Source organism: Oscillospiraceae bacterium, from assembly GCA_015068525.1.
In the GTDB taxonomy this organism is placed as follows: Bacteria; Bacillota; Clostridia; order UMGS1840; family HGM11507; genus SIG450.
In genome coordinates this window covers 40596-60444 of the sequence record SVKJ01000006.1, presented here as the reverse complement: position 1 = coordinate 60444, position 19849 = coordinate 40596, and the positions used below count along the sequence as shown (strand labels likewise).

Here is a 19849-nt window from a genome sequence, read left to right as displayed (position 1 = left end):
CATTTTCTTATATTATACTACATATTAAACAAAAATAAAAGTAAAATTTATGTAAACATTTTGATTATTATATATTGACTTTACACTAAAAAAAGTATAAAATTTTATATGAAGAAAATACTAATAAAAAAAGGAGCATAAATATGAAATTTATCGTATGTAAAAATTATGACGAAATGTCAAAGAAAGCTGCCGAAATTATGATCGATGTTGTAAAAAATAATCCTAAAGCAACTTTAGGTCTTGCAACAGGATCTTCTCCTATCGGAATGTATAACTGTATGGCTGAAGCTTATAAAAATGGTGAAGTAAGTTTTAAGGAATGTAAAAGTTTCAATCTTGACGAATATTATAAAATTTCAAAAGATAATGACCAGAGTTATTACTACTTTATGAACGAAAATCTATTTTCTAAAATTGATATTGACTTAAAGAACACTGATATTCCAAACGGCGAAGCTGAAGACTACGAAGAAGAATGTAAAAGATATGATGCTAAAATCGAAGCAAACGGCGGAATTGACGTTCAGGTTTTAGGTATTGGAAATAATGGTCACATCGGTTTTAACGAACCTGAAGAATGGTTATATTCAGGTACTCACAAAACTGGTTTAACTGAGTCTACAATTGAAGCAAACAAGAGATTTTTTGAATCAATTGATGATGTTCCAAAAAATGCTTTAACAATGGGTATGGCTACAATTTTAAAAGCAAGAAAAATTGTTATGGTTATATCAGGAAAAGCAAAAGCACCAGTTACCAAGATTTTAAAAGAAGGAAGGATTTCTACTTCTTGCCCTGCAAGTATTCTACACTGCCACAACGATGTTACTGTTGTTTGTGACGAAGATGCTTATAACGGTTAATATCTAATCATAAAAAAATAAGCGGCTTTATTAAAAGCCGCTTATTTTTAATATATCTTCTTCTTTTATACCAACTATTTCGGTTATTTTTTGAAGTATTGAAATATAGTTTTCATGTACATCATTAGAATGTGCGTCACTGCCAAACAAGAATTTGCAACCGCTTTCTTTTGCCAATTTATACATTCTTATTCTTGGATTCATCTCTATTTCAGAATGTGAAAGTTTTCTGAATACACCAGTATTGATTTCAACTGCTATGCCTTTATTGGCAGTTTTATAAAAAACTCTTTTAAATTCATCATCGCTCATCAAATCATATAAAATACTGTTAGGATAAGGGCAGGCAACCGCAGAAAAAGGATGTGCCATTGCAGTTACATATTTGCTTACAGAGCAGTCTAAAATATCATTATACGCATCAATCATAAACTGAAGATGTTTTTTGTAAGGCTCATATAAAGAAATCGGCATTGTAATATGAGTATGAGAATTGGGTACAACTAAAAAATCAAGTTGTTCTGAACCTCTTCGGTTATTCCGACTCCGTGCCTTATAGGGTCATATTCCGCTTCTGCACCAAATAAAATTTCAACGCCACAGTCTTTATATTTTGAAATTTCAGTCTTATCGCCTAAAATATGGTTAAAGTCCTGATTATCATAAAAACCTACGTCATACTTTGTTTTATAATAAGTATCAATTTTTGGAATTTTGCTGTCCCAAAAATGATTGGAAATGCCGATTTTCTTAAGCCCAATGTTTTTGGCTATTTTAACATACGCATCTATAGTCGCACTTTCTTTTGCGCAAAAAGAAAGTGATGTATGTATATGAAAATCATGAGTTATATCCCTTTTTTTCACAAAGAGAAAAAAAGATAAAACACATTATACCCATTAAGACGAGAATAACCCCTGATACGACAAATATAACATTCCAGTTAAAGAATATCGCAGCAAGACCTGCCAGAGGGTTTCCCAAAAATGATGCAAAGGTAAATCCCAGACAGCAACGCGAAGCATAATGAGGAAGCGTGTTTTCAGCTACGACTTTAGTTATGGGTGCAAAAATCATTGCAAGAAAAAACCGCTTAAACTATATGAAAATAAAATCATATTATATGATGAAAACGGAATTATAAAGTTACAAACAGCAGATAAAATAAGTCCTCCGCTTACCATATATTTTGCTTTTATAAAATCTCCCAAAGCACCGTTTAAAAGTTGCCCCGATGCGTAAGTAAGCATATTTATTGTGGACATAAGCCCAATAAATTCCAATGTAAACTGTGAACTTTCCACCATTTTCGGAGAAACGGCACTTAAAATATTTCTTGCATAATAACAGGCAAGATAAGAAAACATACATATCGCACCGAGAAGGAATGCTTTCTTAGTCTATTTTTTTATGATCTATTCCCATTTATTAATCTCCTTAAATTTTGGGTTGCTTATAGTTGATTCCTCCTCAATGAGAAGATTGTTTAAATCTTAATTGTACGGTTTACTTTAAATCTGTTAAATCCACTGAAAGAAAGTCCACCGTATGTGTCTTCAATCAGTTCAAATTCAAGTTCTTCGATTTTTTCAATTTCACCCTTTAAATATCCTGTAATTACTTTTATAGCATATTCTAAACGGAAAATCCAGTGAGCATATCTTGAAGTATGCTCTTCCCAACCAAATGACTTATATGTTGCCATCCATTGTTTTTCATGCAGTAGGTAAAGTTCTTTATATTTTTCTAAAACATAAGGAATATATTCTTCTGCCGCTTTTTTTAGATATTCTTTATCATTATTCTTATATGCCGCTGATAACTTTGATAAAATATCCATCTTATGTATTGTAATATCAAGTATAACTTCCATATATTTATAATATTCTTCCCATTTAGTTCCTTTACCCAAACCACAAACGGCATTATACGCCTCAATATGATAAGGAAGAAACTCTGAAAAATCAGTCGTACCTGTAAGATTATAAAAAATATCTGTGGAAAATATTTTCTGCCCAAAACAATTTGGTTTGGATAATTGACGAAAAAGCAAATTGTTAACAAACGGATAATAAAATCCTGATACATTTATATAGTCACTGCAATCAACATCATATAAGAACTTTGTCATATCGTTTATGGTATCAAAAGACGCGTCAAGCCCTTTAAAACAATATTCAGAAAAAATATTTAAAAGAGGCATACCCATATCATAGTTACACTCAGTTCCGTCATCGCCATACATAGTGGCATAAACTTCTGAAATACCATTTTTAATTGAACTCTTCATTGCGGGAATCATTGTGTCAAAGGTATGTTTAACGTTTAATATATTTCCTGCCCAAGTCCAGATCCCTCCTGCAAATTCAGGGATTTCTTTAAATTTTTTATGATAATCTATCATCATATCATAATCTTCTTCTTTAAAATGATAATAATCCCAGTAAACAGTCTTAATATCGGGCAAATTATCAACTAATCCTTCAGGAATTTCAAGATTATGTATATAATATCTTTTCTCATCATTTAAATTTCTTATAAAAGTATCAACAAACATTGATGGTGTAAAATTGTATTTTTTACATATATCATATACTTTATGAATATGAGGAATAAGTATATCTATTGGTTTTTTATAACCGTTTTCAGAAAGGAACTTCCCTGTTCCAAGTCCAAACGCCTCGTCACATCCGATTTGAATATTTGAAGTCGGAAAACATTCTCTCATTGTGGAAATAATTGCTTCTATAAACTTGTAAGTGTCTTCACTGCCACATAAGAGTACTTGTGAAGTATCTTTGACCGGTGCAGATTCATTCCATTGAAGATACTGTCCCATATGTCCCAAAGTCTGAACGCAGGGAATCATTTCAACACCGATTTTGTCACCAAACGCTGAAATTTCTTTAAGTTCTTGTTTGGAATATCTTCCTCTTAAATATCCAAAATGAGGATAACCGTCAAGTTCAAAAACGTCTTCCATATAAAGATACAGTCGATTAAATCCCATACATAGCATTTCTTTTGCATATTTTTTTATGGTTGATACCTTTAGCACTCCTCCACGAGATACATCAAAATACGCACCAAGTTTTTTAAAATGCCTGTTTTCAGTTATTTCAAAGCACTTATTTCCTTTTTTATATTCCCTGGCATATAGAGTTAAAGCCCTTGCATAATCAGCTTTCTCCAAACCGCCAATCAAGATTTCATTTTCAGCATCTTTAACATAAATATTTTTTATATCAAGCACTTTAACCGGTTTCTCAAATGAGAAACCGGTTATTTCATTTACAATTTTTATAATTTCGTTTAGCATATCTCTGGAATCTTCCCCTTTTATTGTCTGTTGTATACTACAATATCGTAATCAGTCATATACGTCTGATGAACAAATATCTTACTGTAATTTGAACCAAAACTTTCATAATCTTTTATATCATTAATTGTACCGACACTTACTTTTACATTTCCGCCCGGCATTTCAATTACATTATACATGTAATTTCCAAATCTGTGAAATTCAATTTCGGTTTTTTCATCTACATCCGGTGATGGTGTAACCAAAGACATTTTGAATAAATTGGAATTTATGACATCATATCCGTACCCAAAGACAAATCTATGGGAGTCTTTTCTTTCTCTGTCCTTATATACATCAAGGTCGTCTTTGTTAACTTTTTGTTGTTTTAAATCGAACAAATGATGAAAATTACTTATCTTGTCTTCAAGATCTGTAGCAATATATAATACATCGCCCGGGTTAACTGAAGCAAAAAGTTTATCATCTACAGTATATTTTTCATAAGACTTGCCTCTATACCAGTAAACAACCTTATGCATTCTGTCCCCTTCTTCATTAACTGTTTCGGTTATTTTTTCTATTACGCATACATAAGAATAAGCATCAAAAGTAATGTTTTTAAGTTCTCCAAGAACAATAGCATCTGCTTCAACGCCATCTTCGTTTCTTGCGTATGCTTTATAAGGAAGTGTAGTATTATTTGGTAAATCTGCGCATGGGATTGCACTATAGTCATCACCATTTGTACTTAAAACTTCAGGAGTAGTAAACACAACACATGAATCTCCCACATATACCGAGTTTTTACATCCGTCAATATCAAAAGTCATACTTGCCGAGCGGAAAATTTCCTCTGTTGTTTCACTGTCATGAAGTAATTTTAACTGAGTTTCATCTTTTTCATTATCCTTAACTGTATCAATCGCAGTTATCATACCTTTTGAATTTAATTCATAATATATGAGTTCAGGTGTAAAAGTTGAAGATGGTTTGATAATAGGAAGTGCATCTATAGCAGTCATTCTTTTTCCATCTAATGTAATATATTTTCCGCTTTCCAAAAGCCTTGTTTCGTTATTCTGAGTAAAGAGTTTAACTGAAATTTCTTCTGACTCTCTTTCCTTTTCGGCAATATTTAAAAGGAATGCAAAACCGCGATTTGTATCTCCCATTGGCATATAACTTACAATTTCGCCAAATATATCTAAAAAGAACATTCCCGAAAGTCCTGTCTTTATATTTTCGGGCTGATTTTTAATAAAATAATCACTCATTTCATAAGGTTCATTATCTATATACATAATTGATGTATCGTCCGTTAATATTCCCGTAACAGTTCCGTTTATATATTCTTCAAGATATGTAATTTCTATATACCCGTTATCAGCATTTTCTATAACCGTTAAAACATAGTTACTGCTTAACATTTCAACAGGATTTTCCACACCGTCTTCATCAAATATTTTATATGTTTTATATTTGTTCTCAAGGCCAATAACGCCCTGATTGTCCTTAAGTCTTACAACAGTTGCATCTCCGCTTACTGAGTCAACAACATAATTTTTATAACTTATAATATTAACAACATCAAAATCGCCATCGTTATTATTATCAATAAGTTCTACCGAGCCTTTTTTAATATCCAGATATGAATCTTTATAATTGGTTATTGCCTTTTTATTGTAAATTATTGACGCTTCAGAAGGATATTCTTCGTAGTCATTTCCGTCATTATAATAAATACGGTTATTTGATATATCAAAAATATCCTTTGCATCAAAGGTAACAACTTTGTTCTTTTCGGTTTTTTTCAAATAGATAACTTCATTCGTATAGTCATCAATATATGCCTTAACCGAATATCCAAGATAAGAATCAGAGTTAAAATTATTTGATTTATATTTTGTGTTTCCTAAAACAATACTGTTTTCAGTTGAATCAAGCGGTGTATATAAAGATGTATGCCTGTTTGCAGTAACAATATCTGATACTATATCCATTTTCAGATAAACTTTTGCTACTGTCTTATCATCTGATGCCTGCCTGTAAACTGTACCGTCATCTGAAACCATTACAATTGAAAATATACTTATATCAAGTAAATTCTCAAAAAGTTTTGCACACTTTTTAAGTGTTAGAACTTCTCCGATTTTATAAGATATACCCTTTGTAAGATTAATATCACTTGCAACAAAAGTATAACCTGTAGGATATCCGCCCTGATAATAAGCCAATTCGTCATATCCTAAAAATCTTAACATAACGGTAATTGCTTCTTCAATTAAAATCTCATCTTCAGGAAAAAATCTCCCCTGCCCTTTACCGTTTATAAGTTTCATATTATAAAGAGTATAGATGGCTTTAGATGCATAATAAGTATCAGAAACATCTGAAAATACAGGTGTAACATCTGCTTCAAAGCCTATAACCTTTGTAAGCATACTTGAAAAGTCTGCTCTTGTGATTTTAAGTTCGGGATTTTGCTCTTTGGAAATTCCAAGCGCATTTAAAAGCCCTATACTTTCATTATTTGTATCCACCGTTTCTGAAAATACTGCAGGGGATAAAGATAATAAAACACTAAGTACAAGCAATAAACTAATAATTTTTTTCATAAGATATCCCCTTTCTATTTAAGTAAATTGTTAATTAAAACCGCAATTTCTGCTCTTGTTACATTTCCCTGAGGCTTGAATGTCAAGTCTTCGTATCCGTTTATATAAGAATTTCCCGCAAGAGTTTCAACTGCAACTTTAGCGTATTCAGAAATGTTTTCACTGTCATTAAATGTTTTTAAATTAGCATCAAGCGAAATATTTTTAAAATTGCAAACTCTGAAAAGAACTGTTGCTGCCATTTCTCTTGTAACAAAACCGTCAGGTGAGAATGTGTTATCATCAATTCCTTTTAATATTCCGCTATCATAAGCCGAATTAACAAAAGTGTAATACCAGTCATCAGTATTAACATCGGTAAATTCTTTTGTTTCTTTACCGTTTGGAATAGAAAATGCTGAAATTACCATTTTAACAAGCTCTGCTCTTGTAACTGTATCAGAAGGTGCATAAACACCGTCCGCTTTACCATTTACAACTCCAAGTTCTGCTAATTTTGTAATCGCATCTTTTGCCCAGTCAAAACCTTCAATATCATTAAAATATGTTTTAGGTTTTTCATCGTACTGCGGTGTTTTTTGTTCTTCATTTTCTGAAGGTTTAGAAAATCCTACAGGAGAACCTCCCCCGCCTCCGCCTATATTCACAGGAGGTGGTGGTAAAATTGGTGTAAGTTCCAAAGTCTGCTGGTTTGAAACTGCGGTATCAAAAGCACTTTTTAAAAGTGTATAGTTTTCATATAATTTCCCGTGAACAGCCGTATCAACAGCATAAGGATTTAAAAGTGTTTGATAAGTTGTTAAATCAAGCCCTATATAAGTATGATATTTTGCAATTATCCCTGATGTAATTTTATAATTTTCGCCTTTTTCTATTGCTTTAAAAATCATTGTGTCTTTAAACAAAGTATTTAAATCAGGAACTGTAAGAACTTCTTTTCCTTTTAATTCTGATTTTATAAATCCTTTAATTCCGTTTGTCATACTGTCTTTATAATAGATAAAAGTATCATTATCAAGATAGTCTTCTAAATCTTCAATTGATTTTTCGCCATTCTTTAAAGAAATCAGGTCATAAGATATTTTAAGTGCATTATTAACTTCAGTAATATCGGCATATTTTTTGTCAGGCTCAATTAACTTTCTTTGTGCAATAACTGATTTTAAAACTACCTCTTTATCCCCTGATTCATTTGAATATCCTTTGTATGTATCAAGGTCAATACCAAGCTGATTTTCAAATTCTGTTAAAAATCCGTCAACTACCAATGTTTCTTCTGTCACGTTAAATATATCAAATCGATCCTTCATATAGCCAGGATCATAATAAACTATTTCTCCGCTTCCTTTTTCTGTACTTCCGTTTGTTTTGTATTCATAAGTGTAGGTTGTGCCGTTTTCAAGCGCTGAAAGTTTAAATTCTGCCTTTTTATCAGCAGTATTTATCCTGTTATGATAAACAATATCATTTCCTTTTTTTACTGTAGCAGTAACAGTTGTGTCATAATCTGCACTTACTGAAAGTGTAAGTTCACCTGTGTCATCGTTAATTGAATATTCTGACTGATGGGTTATGGAACTTTCAGGGGTAATAAGTTCATTAAATACTTTATCATCTGTTTTAGAAAGTATATATGTTCCCAAAAAGTCAGTTCCGTCACTGTTTAAAATATAAATAAGCATTTTATCGCAATTTGCGTCAACTGCTACGCCAACCGATAATGTTTCCCCGTTCTTTTCTTTTAAAAGGGTAATATTATCAGTATCGGTAACGGAAATAACACTACCGTCTGCTTTATACTGTGCGTAAACAAGTTTACCGTTAAAATCAGCGTTTGTTTCATTGGAATATTTAATATCTATTGTTTTATTTCCTGATGTAATATTATCGCTCCCAGATAATAAAATATCCTCTACACCTGTTTTAGCCTCTCTTGTTTTTAAACTTAAAGAACCTGTCAAATCTTTTTCCATAATAGATTTAACACCTGATATTTCAATATTATATAAAGTATCAAATTTAAGTTTATCACTAAGTGTAAATATATATTCAGTACTTGACACTTTAGTTAATCCTGTTACAGTAACTGTATGAGATAAATCTTCTGATATTAAAGTTATGTTTTCTTTTTTAAGTGAATCACCTTTAACATCAAATGAAAAGGAAGCATCAACTTTATCTAAAGTATCATTTGCTTTTAAATTTGCGCTAAATTCGTCGGAATATTCATATATTTTTATATAATCGTAATAAATTTTTCTGTCCCCGTCTTTTGCATGTGTCTGAAGGCTTGCAGAAGGAGAAATATTAAATTTTCCTGTTTCGGCGTAAGCGTTCCCTTCAACTTTTGAATTAGGATATTTAACACCGTCAATTAAAATTGTACGGTAGTATTTACCGTCGGTATCTTTATCATTATCAAATATTATTTTTACTGTATGCCATGTTGTAACATCACTTAAGGTTGTTATTAAAGTTCCGCCCGATTTATCATAAATTTCTTTTTTAGCATTCATAAAAAACAAAGAAGTTTCTGAATTTTTTGTCCTGTAATATATATTTTCAGATGTTCCTGCAAAGTTTTCACCTCTGAACTTAATTTCATATACAAGTTTTGGTTTGTTCGCAATTTCCCCAAGCCATATTCGCACATGAGATGTTGAAGAGGTCCAGGTGGATGTACCGTTGCCTCTGAATAAAAGTGCATTGTCAGAAGGTGATACTATTACCGAATCCTGTTCAGAATTTAAAACAGGTTTAAGAGCTATTTTATCCTCAGAGGACAGTGCAGAACTAAATTCGTTATAGTATATATAATCATCGATATTTACTGCCTTAGTAACAGGTATATACATTGATGATAATATTAAACTTAGAATAAGAATTAAACTTAATTTTCTCATTGTTTATCCTTTCTCTTCTTTTAACAAGGCGATGCATTTGCATCGCCTTACTGAAATTTCAAACTATTTATTAAGATGCAGATACATAAGTAGTTATTTCAAAGGGAACAGCAGAAGAAAGTCCGTGTTCGTTAAGCCATGATGTCATTCCTGCATTTGCTATATTTTCAGAAAACAATACAGTATTTTCAATATTTAACTGAGGTTTAATATATTTTTTCATGTTTCTTTCCTCCCTTACTCTATAACAATAGTGTTAACTTCGCCGAACGCCTGAGGTTTATCGGTTTCATCATTGACATTTTGGTAGTATGCATAAGATTTATAATAAATCTTATCTCCTGTTTTTAGATCAGGATGATATAATTCTATAGCAAAGTTTCCATCTACAACTCTTTCATCATTGGCTCTAAGACGTGCTGCATGAACACCCTCAGCTGTAGGTGTAACATCAGGGTTAACCATAGAATAGAATATTCCGTAAGAATCTGATGTGTACCCTGCAACCTCAACCATTCTTCCTAAGATAACCACTGCCTTGTATCCATCATCCCTTGTGTACTGGAATACATAAGGTTTTGTATATGCTGCAAAGTCTGTTTCAACATCATTTGTAAAGATAGTTATAGTATCATTTTCGTTTAAAGAAGGTGTTGTATAAGAATAATCACTTGTAAAACTATCAATATAGGTTTCATCATTTAATTTAACTGATAGGGTTTTTCCATCTGCTACATATAGATTAAGATTTACTTTTTCTCCTTCAGGAATCCATAAGCTATTTTTTGTACCTGTTGGTAGGGACACACCATCTTCAACCTGAAGAGATACATTAATCATTTTATCTGTTAATTTGGAAATTTTAATATAATCAACCTCAGTTGGATTACAACCTGAAGCTTGTTTGTTTTTTACCAGTGCAAAGTGGAATGCACCACTTGTGTCTTCGGACCATGCTTTATCTGTTGCTTTGTTGTCAAAAGTTCCAAGACATTTTCCATCAACATAAATAGTTCTTATATTTTGTGTAGCACTGTATAAAATCTTAATAGTATGACTTGCATTATTTGTATTAGCACTAACAAGTGCAATATCATTAGTAGCAGTATTATCAGACGTTGAATCAGCATCAATAGCTAAGCCGCCTATAAATACTGTATCTATACTGTGGGTATTGGTATATATAAACCTATTGGTTGACGCAGAATTGTTTCCTTTTAAATCATAAGGTGTTAATTTATACTCTACACATAGGTTAGGTTTTTCTCCCTCTTCGTAGGGAATAGAAACATAAGCATTTTTTCCAGTATATTCAGTATTGTTGGCTTTAACAGTACCATTTGAGAGTTTAAATACTCCATTTTGGGTGTCTGTTTCTCCGACAACTGTGCCTATATTTTCCAACTTGTCAGTTGAATCTGTAGATGAAAAATCGTTATAAAAATATACTGTTCCCGCATCAGTACTTGCAAATGCAGGAATTGCGGTTAGTCCTGCTAAAATTGTTAATGTTAGAAGTATTGAAAAAATTCTTTTCATTATTTTCCCTCCATTTTTTATTTTTAAATTTTTTTAACTTATTCAAATTTAATTTCTTTGGTGTTATTCCAGCCGCCACCGTTTGTATGACCACCAAATATAATTTTTACATATCTTGCTTTTTTGCCTACATTATATTTTTCAAAATCCATTGTAGTCCCTGATGCTTTTCCTTTAAATGTTTCTACATAGTTTTCGCCGTCTTCGGACACATAGATTTCAAATATCTGCTGACGCATTGCACCATGAAGAAGTGATATTGAAACAGAATTTAAATCTACAACCGAGCCTAAGTCAAATACTGCTTCTACCCCTGCACCGCTTACTGCCCATGCAGTTTCGTCATTACCGTCAATCATGGCAATAATTTCACTGTAAGCAGCAGCTGAAGCTATGTTATAAACAGGATATTTACCAAGAGTTTTAACAGGATTTACAATAACAGTAAACTCATTAACTGTAGTTTTATCTAAAGATGTTACCTTAACCTTGTTTTCTCCAAAGCCTGTTTCGGTATATACTACCTCTGACGTTGCACCATTTGAAACAGGGGTTGCATCAATTATAACCTCGTCCGCAAAAAGTTCTATAGAGTAGTTGCCATTTTCATCAGGAAGTGCAGTCTGCCCGCAAATTGCAAGGTTAAACAAGTCGGCATTTGACGTATCGGATTTAGTATCAATATTGATGCTTTCCGAATCTTCGTCCCACCACAATGCAATTTTTAACTTTTCACAAAGTTCACGAACAGGAATATAAGTTTTATCTTCCTTTACAACAGGTTTGTTGTTAAGTAAGGAAACTGTAACTTCCTTACCGTTTCCTGAGATGACATCATCTTTTTTCTCAAGATTTAATAAAGAGATAAGTTCGTTTTCACTTATGTAAGAAGTTCCGTTCTGGGAAACAATTTCATTTTCTAAAAAGATAAGATTATCATCAACTTTTAAATTTATCTCAGATCCTGTCTTATTTCTTGCAATTGCATTATTTTTTAAATCAAGTTTTATAACTGAATCGTCAACAGTAAAGGTAACAAATCCGTCTTCTTTTTTACAGGATGTGTTAAGTGGCATTCCGTTATTTTTATTGTCCCATGTAATTGCTGTAGGCTGAACCCATTTTTTACCGTGCTTTTTCGCTCTTAAAACAAAAGCATCTTTTATTCCACCTTGTTTATTGGCAACTTTTGAGGTCATCCCGTTTATAATTTCAACACCGTCATCTTTAAATGTTTCAAGCCTCATAACAGCGTTTTTGCCCTGATAGATATAACTTCCGTCAGTTTGCAGCGATGCGGCCTGAACTGTAGGATGCCATCTTAATTCCAAATCTGAATCAAAATATGTTTTAACGTCGTCAACAATAAGAACAGTTTTTTCAGGTTTTAAGTAAATATAGTGCCTTATATATGAATCCATATTTACATTTATACTGCCGTAATGATAATCGGGATATACATCAGTTATATCACAGGCAACATAAGTCATATCACCGTAAGTTTTAAATTCTACAATTTCAGGTTTTGCAAAAGTCATTGCCTGCCATGATGTAAAACCATAGTCGGTATTCTGACGCCTTATAACACTTTGGCCTTCGGATATCTGACCAATACCGTTAACTGTAAGAGTATTATGGTTAGTTGTAGTACCTGTTATATATCCGTCATCATCAAATATCCATTCGCCTTCTGCAAAGAGCAGGAATGCTCCCATATCGGGATGATTATGCCCTGTTCCCAAAGTATTCCCCTTCCAGACTTTCCTGAAATCTGCAGCAGTATCTCCAAGGATTGGCCCACAGTGGAAGTGAATAGAGGCTTCATTACCGTCCCATGAATCTTTTAAGAATACATATCCTGTATCCGATGTTTTAAAGTCCAGAGGATAATAGAGTTTTCCGTTTTCATTATCTTTAAATTCGTCAGGAGATTTTGATTCTAAATTCTCATCATAAAACATTAAAGGATACAAATAGACCGAGCCCAAATCTCCTCTTTTATGAGCATAATCAAGTCTTTTTTCAACAAAGTATTTATATATGGGATTCTGCCTTTCTCTTGCCATAAGTGACATTACAGGAAGAAGCTGACCATTTGAAGTTTCAGTTCCGTCACCCCATCCAAATATATCATAACCCGACTCCCAGCCATTTATGGGAAGATATGAATAAACTGAAAATTTAGCGTAATTGTCAAATGTCGGATGGCTTAAAATATCAACATTAAGAAGATCTCTCATAACAAGACCTGCCTGCATTATACCCGTCCACGAAAGAGAAGAATAATTAACTGCTTCAAATGCCGCACCGTCATCAGGCATAACTTCCATTGTAAGTGTAGCAAGTTTTGCGGCAATTCTTTTTATGTAGTCTTTAGCTTTAGGAATTTCTTCATACATTGCAGATAAGCCTACTAAAGCAGATGTATTTATAACTAACATATTATGGCAGTTTATTGTATCAAATCCATAAGATGCATCATAATTAAAATCTTCTACTCTTCTTGCTATATTATCAACTATTAACTTTTTAAGTTCAGGAGAAATTTCGTCATAACACCAGTCATAAAAAAGACCTAATGCAAGGAAACTTGAATTTCCTGCCAAGTGGCAATTATCCCCATCTTCTTCGTTTGACCATGAAGGATACGAGCAAATTTCTTCAGCAAATTTTACAATAGCCTCAAAATATTTTTTATCATTTGAAATTTTATATGCGAAGATAAGATTAACAAGATCTCTCCCCTGTGTATTCATCCATACATTCTCTCCGCTTACATAGAATTTAATCGGTCCGCCTGATACGAGAGCATCAGCACTCTTTTTAACAAGTTCCCATGCTTTTTTCATATCGCCTTCGGCGTAGCCTCTTATTCTTTCAAAATCGTCATTATCAAGCCATATTCTCGGATGAACATTCTCATACTTTTCAAAGTTTGTTGCTTTATCCTTAAAGTAAACCTGCCACGGAACGTCAATTACGTCCTTATAATTGGGAGGCAGGGCTGCCGAAACAGGTAAGGCTGCAATAAGCATTAAAAGTGCAAGACTTAAAGAAATAACTCTTTTTTTCATACGCAAACCTCCTTTTTTTATTCGCCTTGCGGCGAGTGGTATTGCCCTTGTGGACAGTGTTATTCGCCATTGGCGAGTGGTATTGCCCTTATGGGCAGTTTTATTCGCCATTGGCGAGTGGTATTGACTGCGTCAGTTTTATTGATATTGTAGGGGCGATTCACGAATCGCCCGACAATTCGGGACATTCATGAATGTCCCCTACAATTTAATTTTAGTTTGTTAATACGGATTGTTGTATGTATTACATGCAACAAATTGTCATAAACCCATTTAACCATTATCATATAAATTATAACATTTTGAATTTTTCAAAGGAATTGATTATTCCATTTATGTAGTTGTATTATTCGGTCAGACGAGTTTCTTTTGTACAGGAATTTTCAATGTTCATTAGCGGAACGCATAAATGAGTTCCCTACAATATTAACATTCATTTTACAGTTTATTGTATCTTTCCTGTGCTTTGTTATATTGTTCAATAACAATATCTGCACCTAAAGATTTCGCTTTATTTAGCCATTCGTTCCATTCTTTTTCGCCGTAAGTATCACTTAAGATATATTTTGTTGCAAATTCTTCTGCGGCCTTTGCAATTCCTGATGTATATTTTGAATATTCATCAATTTCAGAAGGTGTGAATGAAAGTACAGGGTCAGAAGGCATATATCCTCCACCAGGCTTTTTATTCATCATATCCTGTGCTTCCTGTTCTCTCTCAGTAAAGTCAAAATATGAACTTCTTCTGTCAAATCTTTTATATATTCCTGAAATATAAAGCCCGTATTCTGATTCCAAAGTATTAACATCAATACCTTTTTGACCTTCAAATCCTATATATTCTGCTTTTCCGTCTTCTCTTAGGTTATATGTAACGCCTTCTATACCCATAGATACAAGTTGCGCACCTGATTCAGAGATAAGATAATCGCAAAGTTTTAAGGCTAAAAGTTCATTTTTACCTTTTTTAATTGACGGTCCTGTTGAAGTTTTTGCAAGAGTAATAACTTTTCCACCTATCGGATAAGCATATCTTAAATCAAATCCCGGAACAATTCCTTTTGTTTGTTCGCAGAACTGATCCAGTCTTCCTATCCAGTCCCATGTTACAAACGCTTTGTCGGCTTGTGTCATTTTAGAAGTCCACGCTGCCTGAGTTGCTGTTAAGAATTCAGGATCTATAAGGCCTTCAGAATACATAGTTTTTAACATATCCAGAACTTCTTTAAATTTTTCGTCAACACAGGAATATTTCCATACTCCTTCATCTTCGTTATAGTAAGGATTAAGACCATTAATCCCAAAACTGTAACCTAAATCTCTTATGATATTTATACCTGTTTTAGATGCAAAAGGTGTAGATGAAGGATATGCTTTTTTAAGTTCTCTCAATGTGTTAAGAAAACTTTCCTTATCATTCCACATTTTAATATTATGTTTATCAAAAATGTCTTTTCTGTATAACATTCCATGATTTACATCACGGTTTGTATCATAAATCGGGAATGAGAATACTCTGCCTTTAGAGTCCATAAAGTTTTTAAGGTCGTTTTCAATATTTCTTTCTTTTGCTTCGTCAAAATAAATCTTTTTAAAGTTAGGAAGTTCGTCTTTATAATCTAATATATTTGCAAAAGCACCCTGATCGCCTAAATCATTGATTTCCGCAGTTGTAAATCCTGTCGGAGTTATCATATCGGGCATCTGGTCACGGGATGCTACAAGCACTTTTGCTTTTTCTTTAACCGCAGATGTCGGGATAGCAATTATCTGGATATTAAGCCCCGTTCTTCTTCGAAGTTCGTTAACAACAACACTGTCATTGTCAGTAGTTACGCTTGTAACGCAAAGCACTTCAATGGTTGTGCCATTTTTGTCAATCGGTAGTTTAAGTGTACCATAGTCGCCGATTTTCGCAGGGTCAAGTTCTTCTTTTGATGCAATTTCAATATTTGCGTTTGTTGGCTTATTACTGCATCCGAAAAGAAGGGTTGACATCATCACAATCACAAGTAAAAGTGCAATAAGTTTAACTGTTTTTTTCATAAAAATCATCCTTTCTCATTTTTTAATTTATTCTATTGTTAATGTTTTTTCTTCTCCGAAACAACAAACCGATTCATTGGTTTCTTCGTTAAGATATTCCACATACGATTTATAATAGATTTTATCGCCTACCTTTAAATACGGGCCATATAAATCTATCGCATAATTACCGTAAACAGCGGTTTTCTTATCTGCTATATCGACTTTATAAACATCTTCATTTCCAACTGTCACATTTTTATCAATAAGTGAGTAATATATTCCGTAAGAATAAGGCACATAACCTGTAATACCATCAGCAAATCTTCCTAAGACAACCGCTGATTTTATACCGCCTTTTCTTTCATACTGATAAGAGTACGGGCTTGTATATGACTTAAGTTCAGTTTCTTTATCGGAAGATATAATTTCTATACTGTCACCATCGCTAAGAACAGGTGTTACATAAATAAGACCTTTGGCAAAACTATCAATATATATCTCATTATTCAATTTAACCGAAAGAGAATTGCCTTCCGCTACATTTAAATTAAGATTTACTTTTTCTCCTTCGGGAATCCATAAAGCATTGTAATGTTCTACAGGTAAAATGTTATCCGATTCTTCAAATTTAACAGGAACTGAAATCATATTTTCATTAAGTTTTGATATTTTAACATCATCTACCTTTATATTCATACCGCTGGATTTACTTCCGACATATTTTAAACCTAATTTAAAATATCCGCTTTCGTCTTTAGCCCAACTGTAATATTCACTCGTTGAATCATCATCTTTATAAAACGCTCTATTCTTATAAGTACCTAAGCAGGTATCGCCTATGTAAATTGTTCTTACATCTTCTTTCGCACTATATAAAATTTTTATTTTATGAGTTCTTTTGTCATATCTATAATCACTATGTGTGATAGGAACTGATTGTTTTGAGTTATAATAAACTTCAGGGCTATCTTTTTCAGGCCAGATATCATAAGCACATATATTCATTGTATCAATACAATCTTCATTACTGCTCAGGTATCTCGGGTAATGCTGTAACGCATCGATGTCATCCGGAAAAGTAACTGTATATTCTACTTTTATATCAGGTTTTTCCTCTCCTTCGTTATGTATTTGTACTCCATCTACAGTAGCCGAGTTTCTAAAAGTAATACCATAACCTCTGTAAAACATAACTTTTCCGTCATCCGTCTTTACTCCGCCCGAAACTCTATTGAAATCTTCTTCTTTCGAGAAATCGTTGTAGTAAATGTAGCGGGAACTATCATCCATTTCGCCAGATGAAACTTCTGCCAAAATCTCATTTGAATCTGTATCAACTTTTATATTTACATTGTCAACCTCGAAAGTGCAGATACCGTCGTTTTCAGTATAACTTGAATTTACAGGGTTGCCAAGTGTAATATTTTCCCAACTGATTGCAGTTGCCTGAAGCCACTCCCTTGCCTCATTTCTTAATTGCAAAACATACGCTTCTTTAGTTTCGCCATGCTTACCATTCACTTTTGTTATAATTGAGTTTTCAATCTCGGTACCATCTTCTTCAAATGCTTCAAGACGCATTTTTGAATAGTTCCCATAGTACAGAAAACTACCATCTTCCTCACCTCTGAAAGTCTGGCTTGTCGGATGCCATCTTAATTCAAAAGAGGAGGTTTCATCTGCTTTTATATCATCTATAACAAATAAAGCCTTTTTAGATTTTAAATATACAAAATGCCTATAATATTTATTTAATTTTGTATCTTTATTTAATTTTGTATCTTTGTCATAGTAATGTTCATCAGGATAAATATCAGTTAAATCACATACAACATACACCAGATCTCCATTTAACAACTTTTCATTTTTTACGATCTCAGGTTTTGCATAAAGCATTGCCTGCCATGAAGTAAGATATTCCCCTTCTTCTTCTGGATTTGGATCAGGATAATCGGTTGACATACGATCATGCTCTCCAATTTGTCCAATGCCGTTTATGGTCAGTGTGTTATGATTTGTTGTAACACCTGTTACATAATTATCATCATCAAAGAGCCATTCGCCCTCTGCAAAAATAAGGGGAGAGCCCATATCGGGATGGTTATGGCCTGTACCAAGTGTGTTCCCTGTATATTTTTTACGAAATTCACTCGCTGTATTACCCATAATTGGTCCTGAATGGAAATGGACTACTGCTTCGTTTCCGGACCATGAATCTCTTAAAAAAACATAACCTGTATCATCTGTTATAAAATCGAGAGGGTATTCTTCACTCAAAGAAGGATTTTTAGTTTCTAAATTTGCATCATAAAACATCAATGGATAAATCCAGTTATAACTTTTTTGACTTTTACTTTCAGCATATTCAATTCTTTTTTTAACAAAATAATTATAATAAGGATTTTGTTTTTCTTTAGCCATAAATGACATTACAGGGACAAGATTTCCGTTTGAAATTTCCGTTCCGTCCCCCCAGCCGAATATATCATTTTTTGAGGTTGACCAACCATTTACAGGAAGATATGAATAAAGAGAAAACTTAGCATAATTCTCAAATGTTGAGTGACTTAAAATATCAACATTAAGAAGATCTCTCATAACAAGACCTGCCTGCATAAGTCCTAGCCAGGTAAATGAAGAATAATTTACTGCTTCAAACGCTGCTCCGTCATCAGGCATAACTTCCATTGTAAGTGTTGCAAGTTTGGCAGCAATTCTTTTCATATACTCTTCTGCTTTAGGAATTTGTTCGTACATTGCGCCGAGTGCCACCAAAGCAGAAGTATTTATAATTATTGAATTATGGCAATTTATTGAGTCAAAGCCATAATCTTCGTCTTTATTATAATCTTCTATCCTTGTTTTGATATTATTAACTATTTTTTCTTTTCTTTCATCGTCAAGCACATCATAAAGCCAGTCATAAGCCAAACCAAATGCAAGAAAATTGGAATTTCCCGCTAAGTGGCAGTTATCTCCGTCTGCCACGTTTGACCATGATGGATACTCAGATATTTTATCAATATATGAATAAATAGCGTTTAAGTAACTTTCATCACTGGAAATTTTATAAGCAAAAATTAAAGCAACAAGATTTTTCCCCTGAGTATTCATCCATACCATTTCACCGTCATTAGCATCAACTGTATACTCTTTCGGTCCATTACTAACATACGAATCAGCAGATTTTTTGGTAAGTTCCCACAAAGATGAACATTCACCTTGTGCATATCCTTTAATACGGGTAAAATCTGTTTCGTCAAGCCATATTCTCGGGTGATTATTTTTCTCGTTTTCTAAATTTGTTGATTTGTTTTCAAAATACTTTTCCCAGCCTATATCTATTTTTGATAAGTCCTCTGCAGCAAAAGTTGTAAGAGGAACAAGACAGGAACACATTATTGTTGTTACCAGAATTAGTATAATAAATCTTTTCATACTTCATCTCCCATAAGATAATTTAAAATATAATTAAATCTTTCCTTCTTTATACTACCATACATTTAAACTCTATAGAATG

General features: G+C 32.9%; 12 protein-coding genes. 1 reads left to right on the top strand and 11 read right to left on the bottom strand.

Translation table 11 applies throughout. The annotated features are described in order from the left end of the window. Positions 1 to 143 precede the first annotated feature (143 nt). The gene (gene nagB, locus E7419_03255; protein MBE7014210.1) at positions 144 to 866 is read left to right on the top strand and encodes a glucosamine-6-phosphate deaminase; all 723 of its coding nucleotides are present in this window, start codon (positions 144 to 146) and stop codon (positions 864 to 866) included. A 30-nt stretch (positions 867 to 896) separates the two neighbouring features. Here nagB and E7419_03250 read toward each other — a convergent pair whose 3' ends face one another. The 11 genes from E7419_03250 to E7419_03200 form a co-directional block, all read right to left on the bottom strand. Then, complete coding sequence (locus E7419_03250) at positions 897 to 1340, bottom strand: hypothetical protein (protein MBE7014209.1); 444 nt, start codon at positions 1338 to 1340, stop codon at positions 897 to 899. A gap of 29 nt (positions 1341 to 1369) precedes the next feature. Continuing rightward, positions 1370 to 1732: a hypothetical protein gene (locus tag E7419_03245; GenBank protein ID MBE7014208.1), complete on the bottom strand. Its 363-nt coding sequence runs from the start codon at positions 1730 to 1732 to the stop codon at positions 1370 to 1372. Continuing rightward, positions 1707 to 1943, bottom strand: a complete 237-nt coding sequence (locus E7419_03240) for a hypothetical protein (protein MBE7014207.1) — start codon at positions 1941 to 1943, stop codon at positions 1707 to 1709. The genes E7419_03245 and E7419_03240 overlap by 26 nt, the downstream gene beginning before the upstream one ends. Continuing rightward, positions 1940 to 2233, bottom strand: coding sequence for an MFS transporter (locus tag E7419_03235; GenBank protein ID MBE7014206.1), 294 nt, complete (start codon positions 2231 to 2233; stop codon positions 1940 to 1942). Before E7419_03235 ends, E7419_03240 begins: the two co-directional genes overlap by 4 nt. Before the next feature lie 119 nt (positions 2234 to 2352). Continuing rightward, positions 2353 to 4185: a hypothetical protein gene (locus E7419_03230; protein ID MBE7014205.1), complete on the bottom strand. Its 1833-nt coding sequence runs from the start codon at positions 4183 to 4185 to the stop codon at positions 2353 to 2355. A gap of 20 nt (positions 4186 to 4205) precedes the next feature. Next, positions 4206 to 6785, bottom strand: coding sequence for a hypothetical protein (locus tag E7419_03225; GenBank protein MBE7014204.1), 2580 nt, complete (start codon positions 6783 to 6785; stop codon positions 4206 to 4208). A gap of 14 nt (positions 6786 to 6799) precedes the next feature. After that, a complete protein-coding gene (locus E7419_03220) occupies positions 6800 to 9688 on the bottom strand; it encodes an S-layer homology domain-containing protein (protein MBE7014203.1) in 2889 nt (962 codons plus the stop codon). Positions 9689 to 9925: 237 nt separating this feature from the next. Then, entirely contained in the window at positions 9926 to 11227 is a 1302-nt protein-coding gene (locus E7419_03215) for a hypothetical protein (protein ID MBE7014202.1), read from the bottom strand. 38 nt (positions 11228 to 11265) lie between these two features. Continuing rightward, complete coding sequence (locus E7419_03210) at positions 11266 to 14412, bottom strand: DUF4962 domain-containing protein (protein MBE7014201.1); 3147 nt, start codon at positions 14410 to 14412, stop codon at positions 11266 to 11268. Between the two features lie 327 nt (positions 14413 to 14739). After that, complete coding sequence (locus tag E7419_03205) at positions 14740 to 16356, bottom strand: extracellular solute-binding protein (GenBank protein ID MBE7014200.1); 1617 nt, start codon at positions 16354 to 16356, stop codon at positions 14740 to 14742. A gap of 18 nt (positions 16357 to 16374) precedes the next feature. Continuing rightward, positions 16375 to 19767, bottom strand: a complete 3393-nt coding sequence (locus tag E7419_03200) for a hypothetical protein (GenBank protein MBE7014199.1) — start codon at positions 19765 to 19767, stop codon at positions 16375 to 16377. Between the last annotated feature and the right edge of the window lie 82 nt (positions 19768 to 19849).

Excerpts from the sequence above, each read along its gene's own strand:
- E7419_03205 (MBE7014200.1), bottom strand. The coding sequence starts at position 16,356 with ATGATTTTTATGAAAAAAACAGTTAAACTTATTGCACTTTTACTTGTG.
- E7419_03230 (MBE7014205.1), bottom strand. The coding sequence starts at position 4,185 with ATGCTAAACGAAATTATAAAAATTGTAAATGAAATAACCGGTTTCTCA.
- E7419_03225 (MBE7014204.1), bottom strand. The coding sequence starts at position 6,785 with ATGAAAAAAATTATTAGTTTATTGCTTGTACTTAGTGTTTTATTATCT.
- E7419_03200 (MBE7014199.1), bottom strand. The coding sequence starts at position 19,767 with ATGAAAAGATTTATTATACTAATTCTGGTAACAACAATAATGTGTTCC.
- E7419_03240 (MBE7014207.1), bottom strand. The coding sequence starts at position 1,943 with ATGATTTTTGCACCCATAACTAAAGTCGTAGCTGAAAACACGCTTCCT.
- E7419_03210 (MBE7014201.1), bottom strand. The coding sequence starts at position 14,412 with ATGGCGAATAAAACTGCCCATAAGGGCAATACCACTCGCCAATGGCGA.
- nagB (MBE7014210.1), top strand. The coding sequence starts at position 144 with ATGAAATTTATCGTATGTAAAAATTATGACGAAATGTCAAAGAAAGCT.
- E7419_03215 (MBE7014202.1), bottom strand. The coding sequence starts at position 11,227 with ATGAAAAGAATTTTTTCAATACTTCTAACATTAACAATTTTAGCAGGA.
- E7419_03220 (MBE7014203.1), bottom strand. The coding sequence starts at position 9,688 with ATGAGAAAATTAAGTTTAATTCTTATTCTAAGTTTAATATTATCATCA.
- E7419_03250 (MBE7014209.1), bottom strand. The coding sequence starts at position 1,340 with ATGCCGATTTCTTTATATGAGCCTTACAAAAAACATCTTCAGTTTATG.
- E7419_03235 (MBE7014206.1), bottom strand. The coding sequence starts at position 2,233 with ATGTTTTCTTATCTTGCCTGTTATTATGCAAGAAATATTTTAAGTGCC.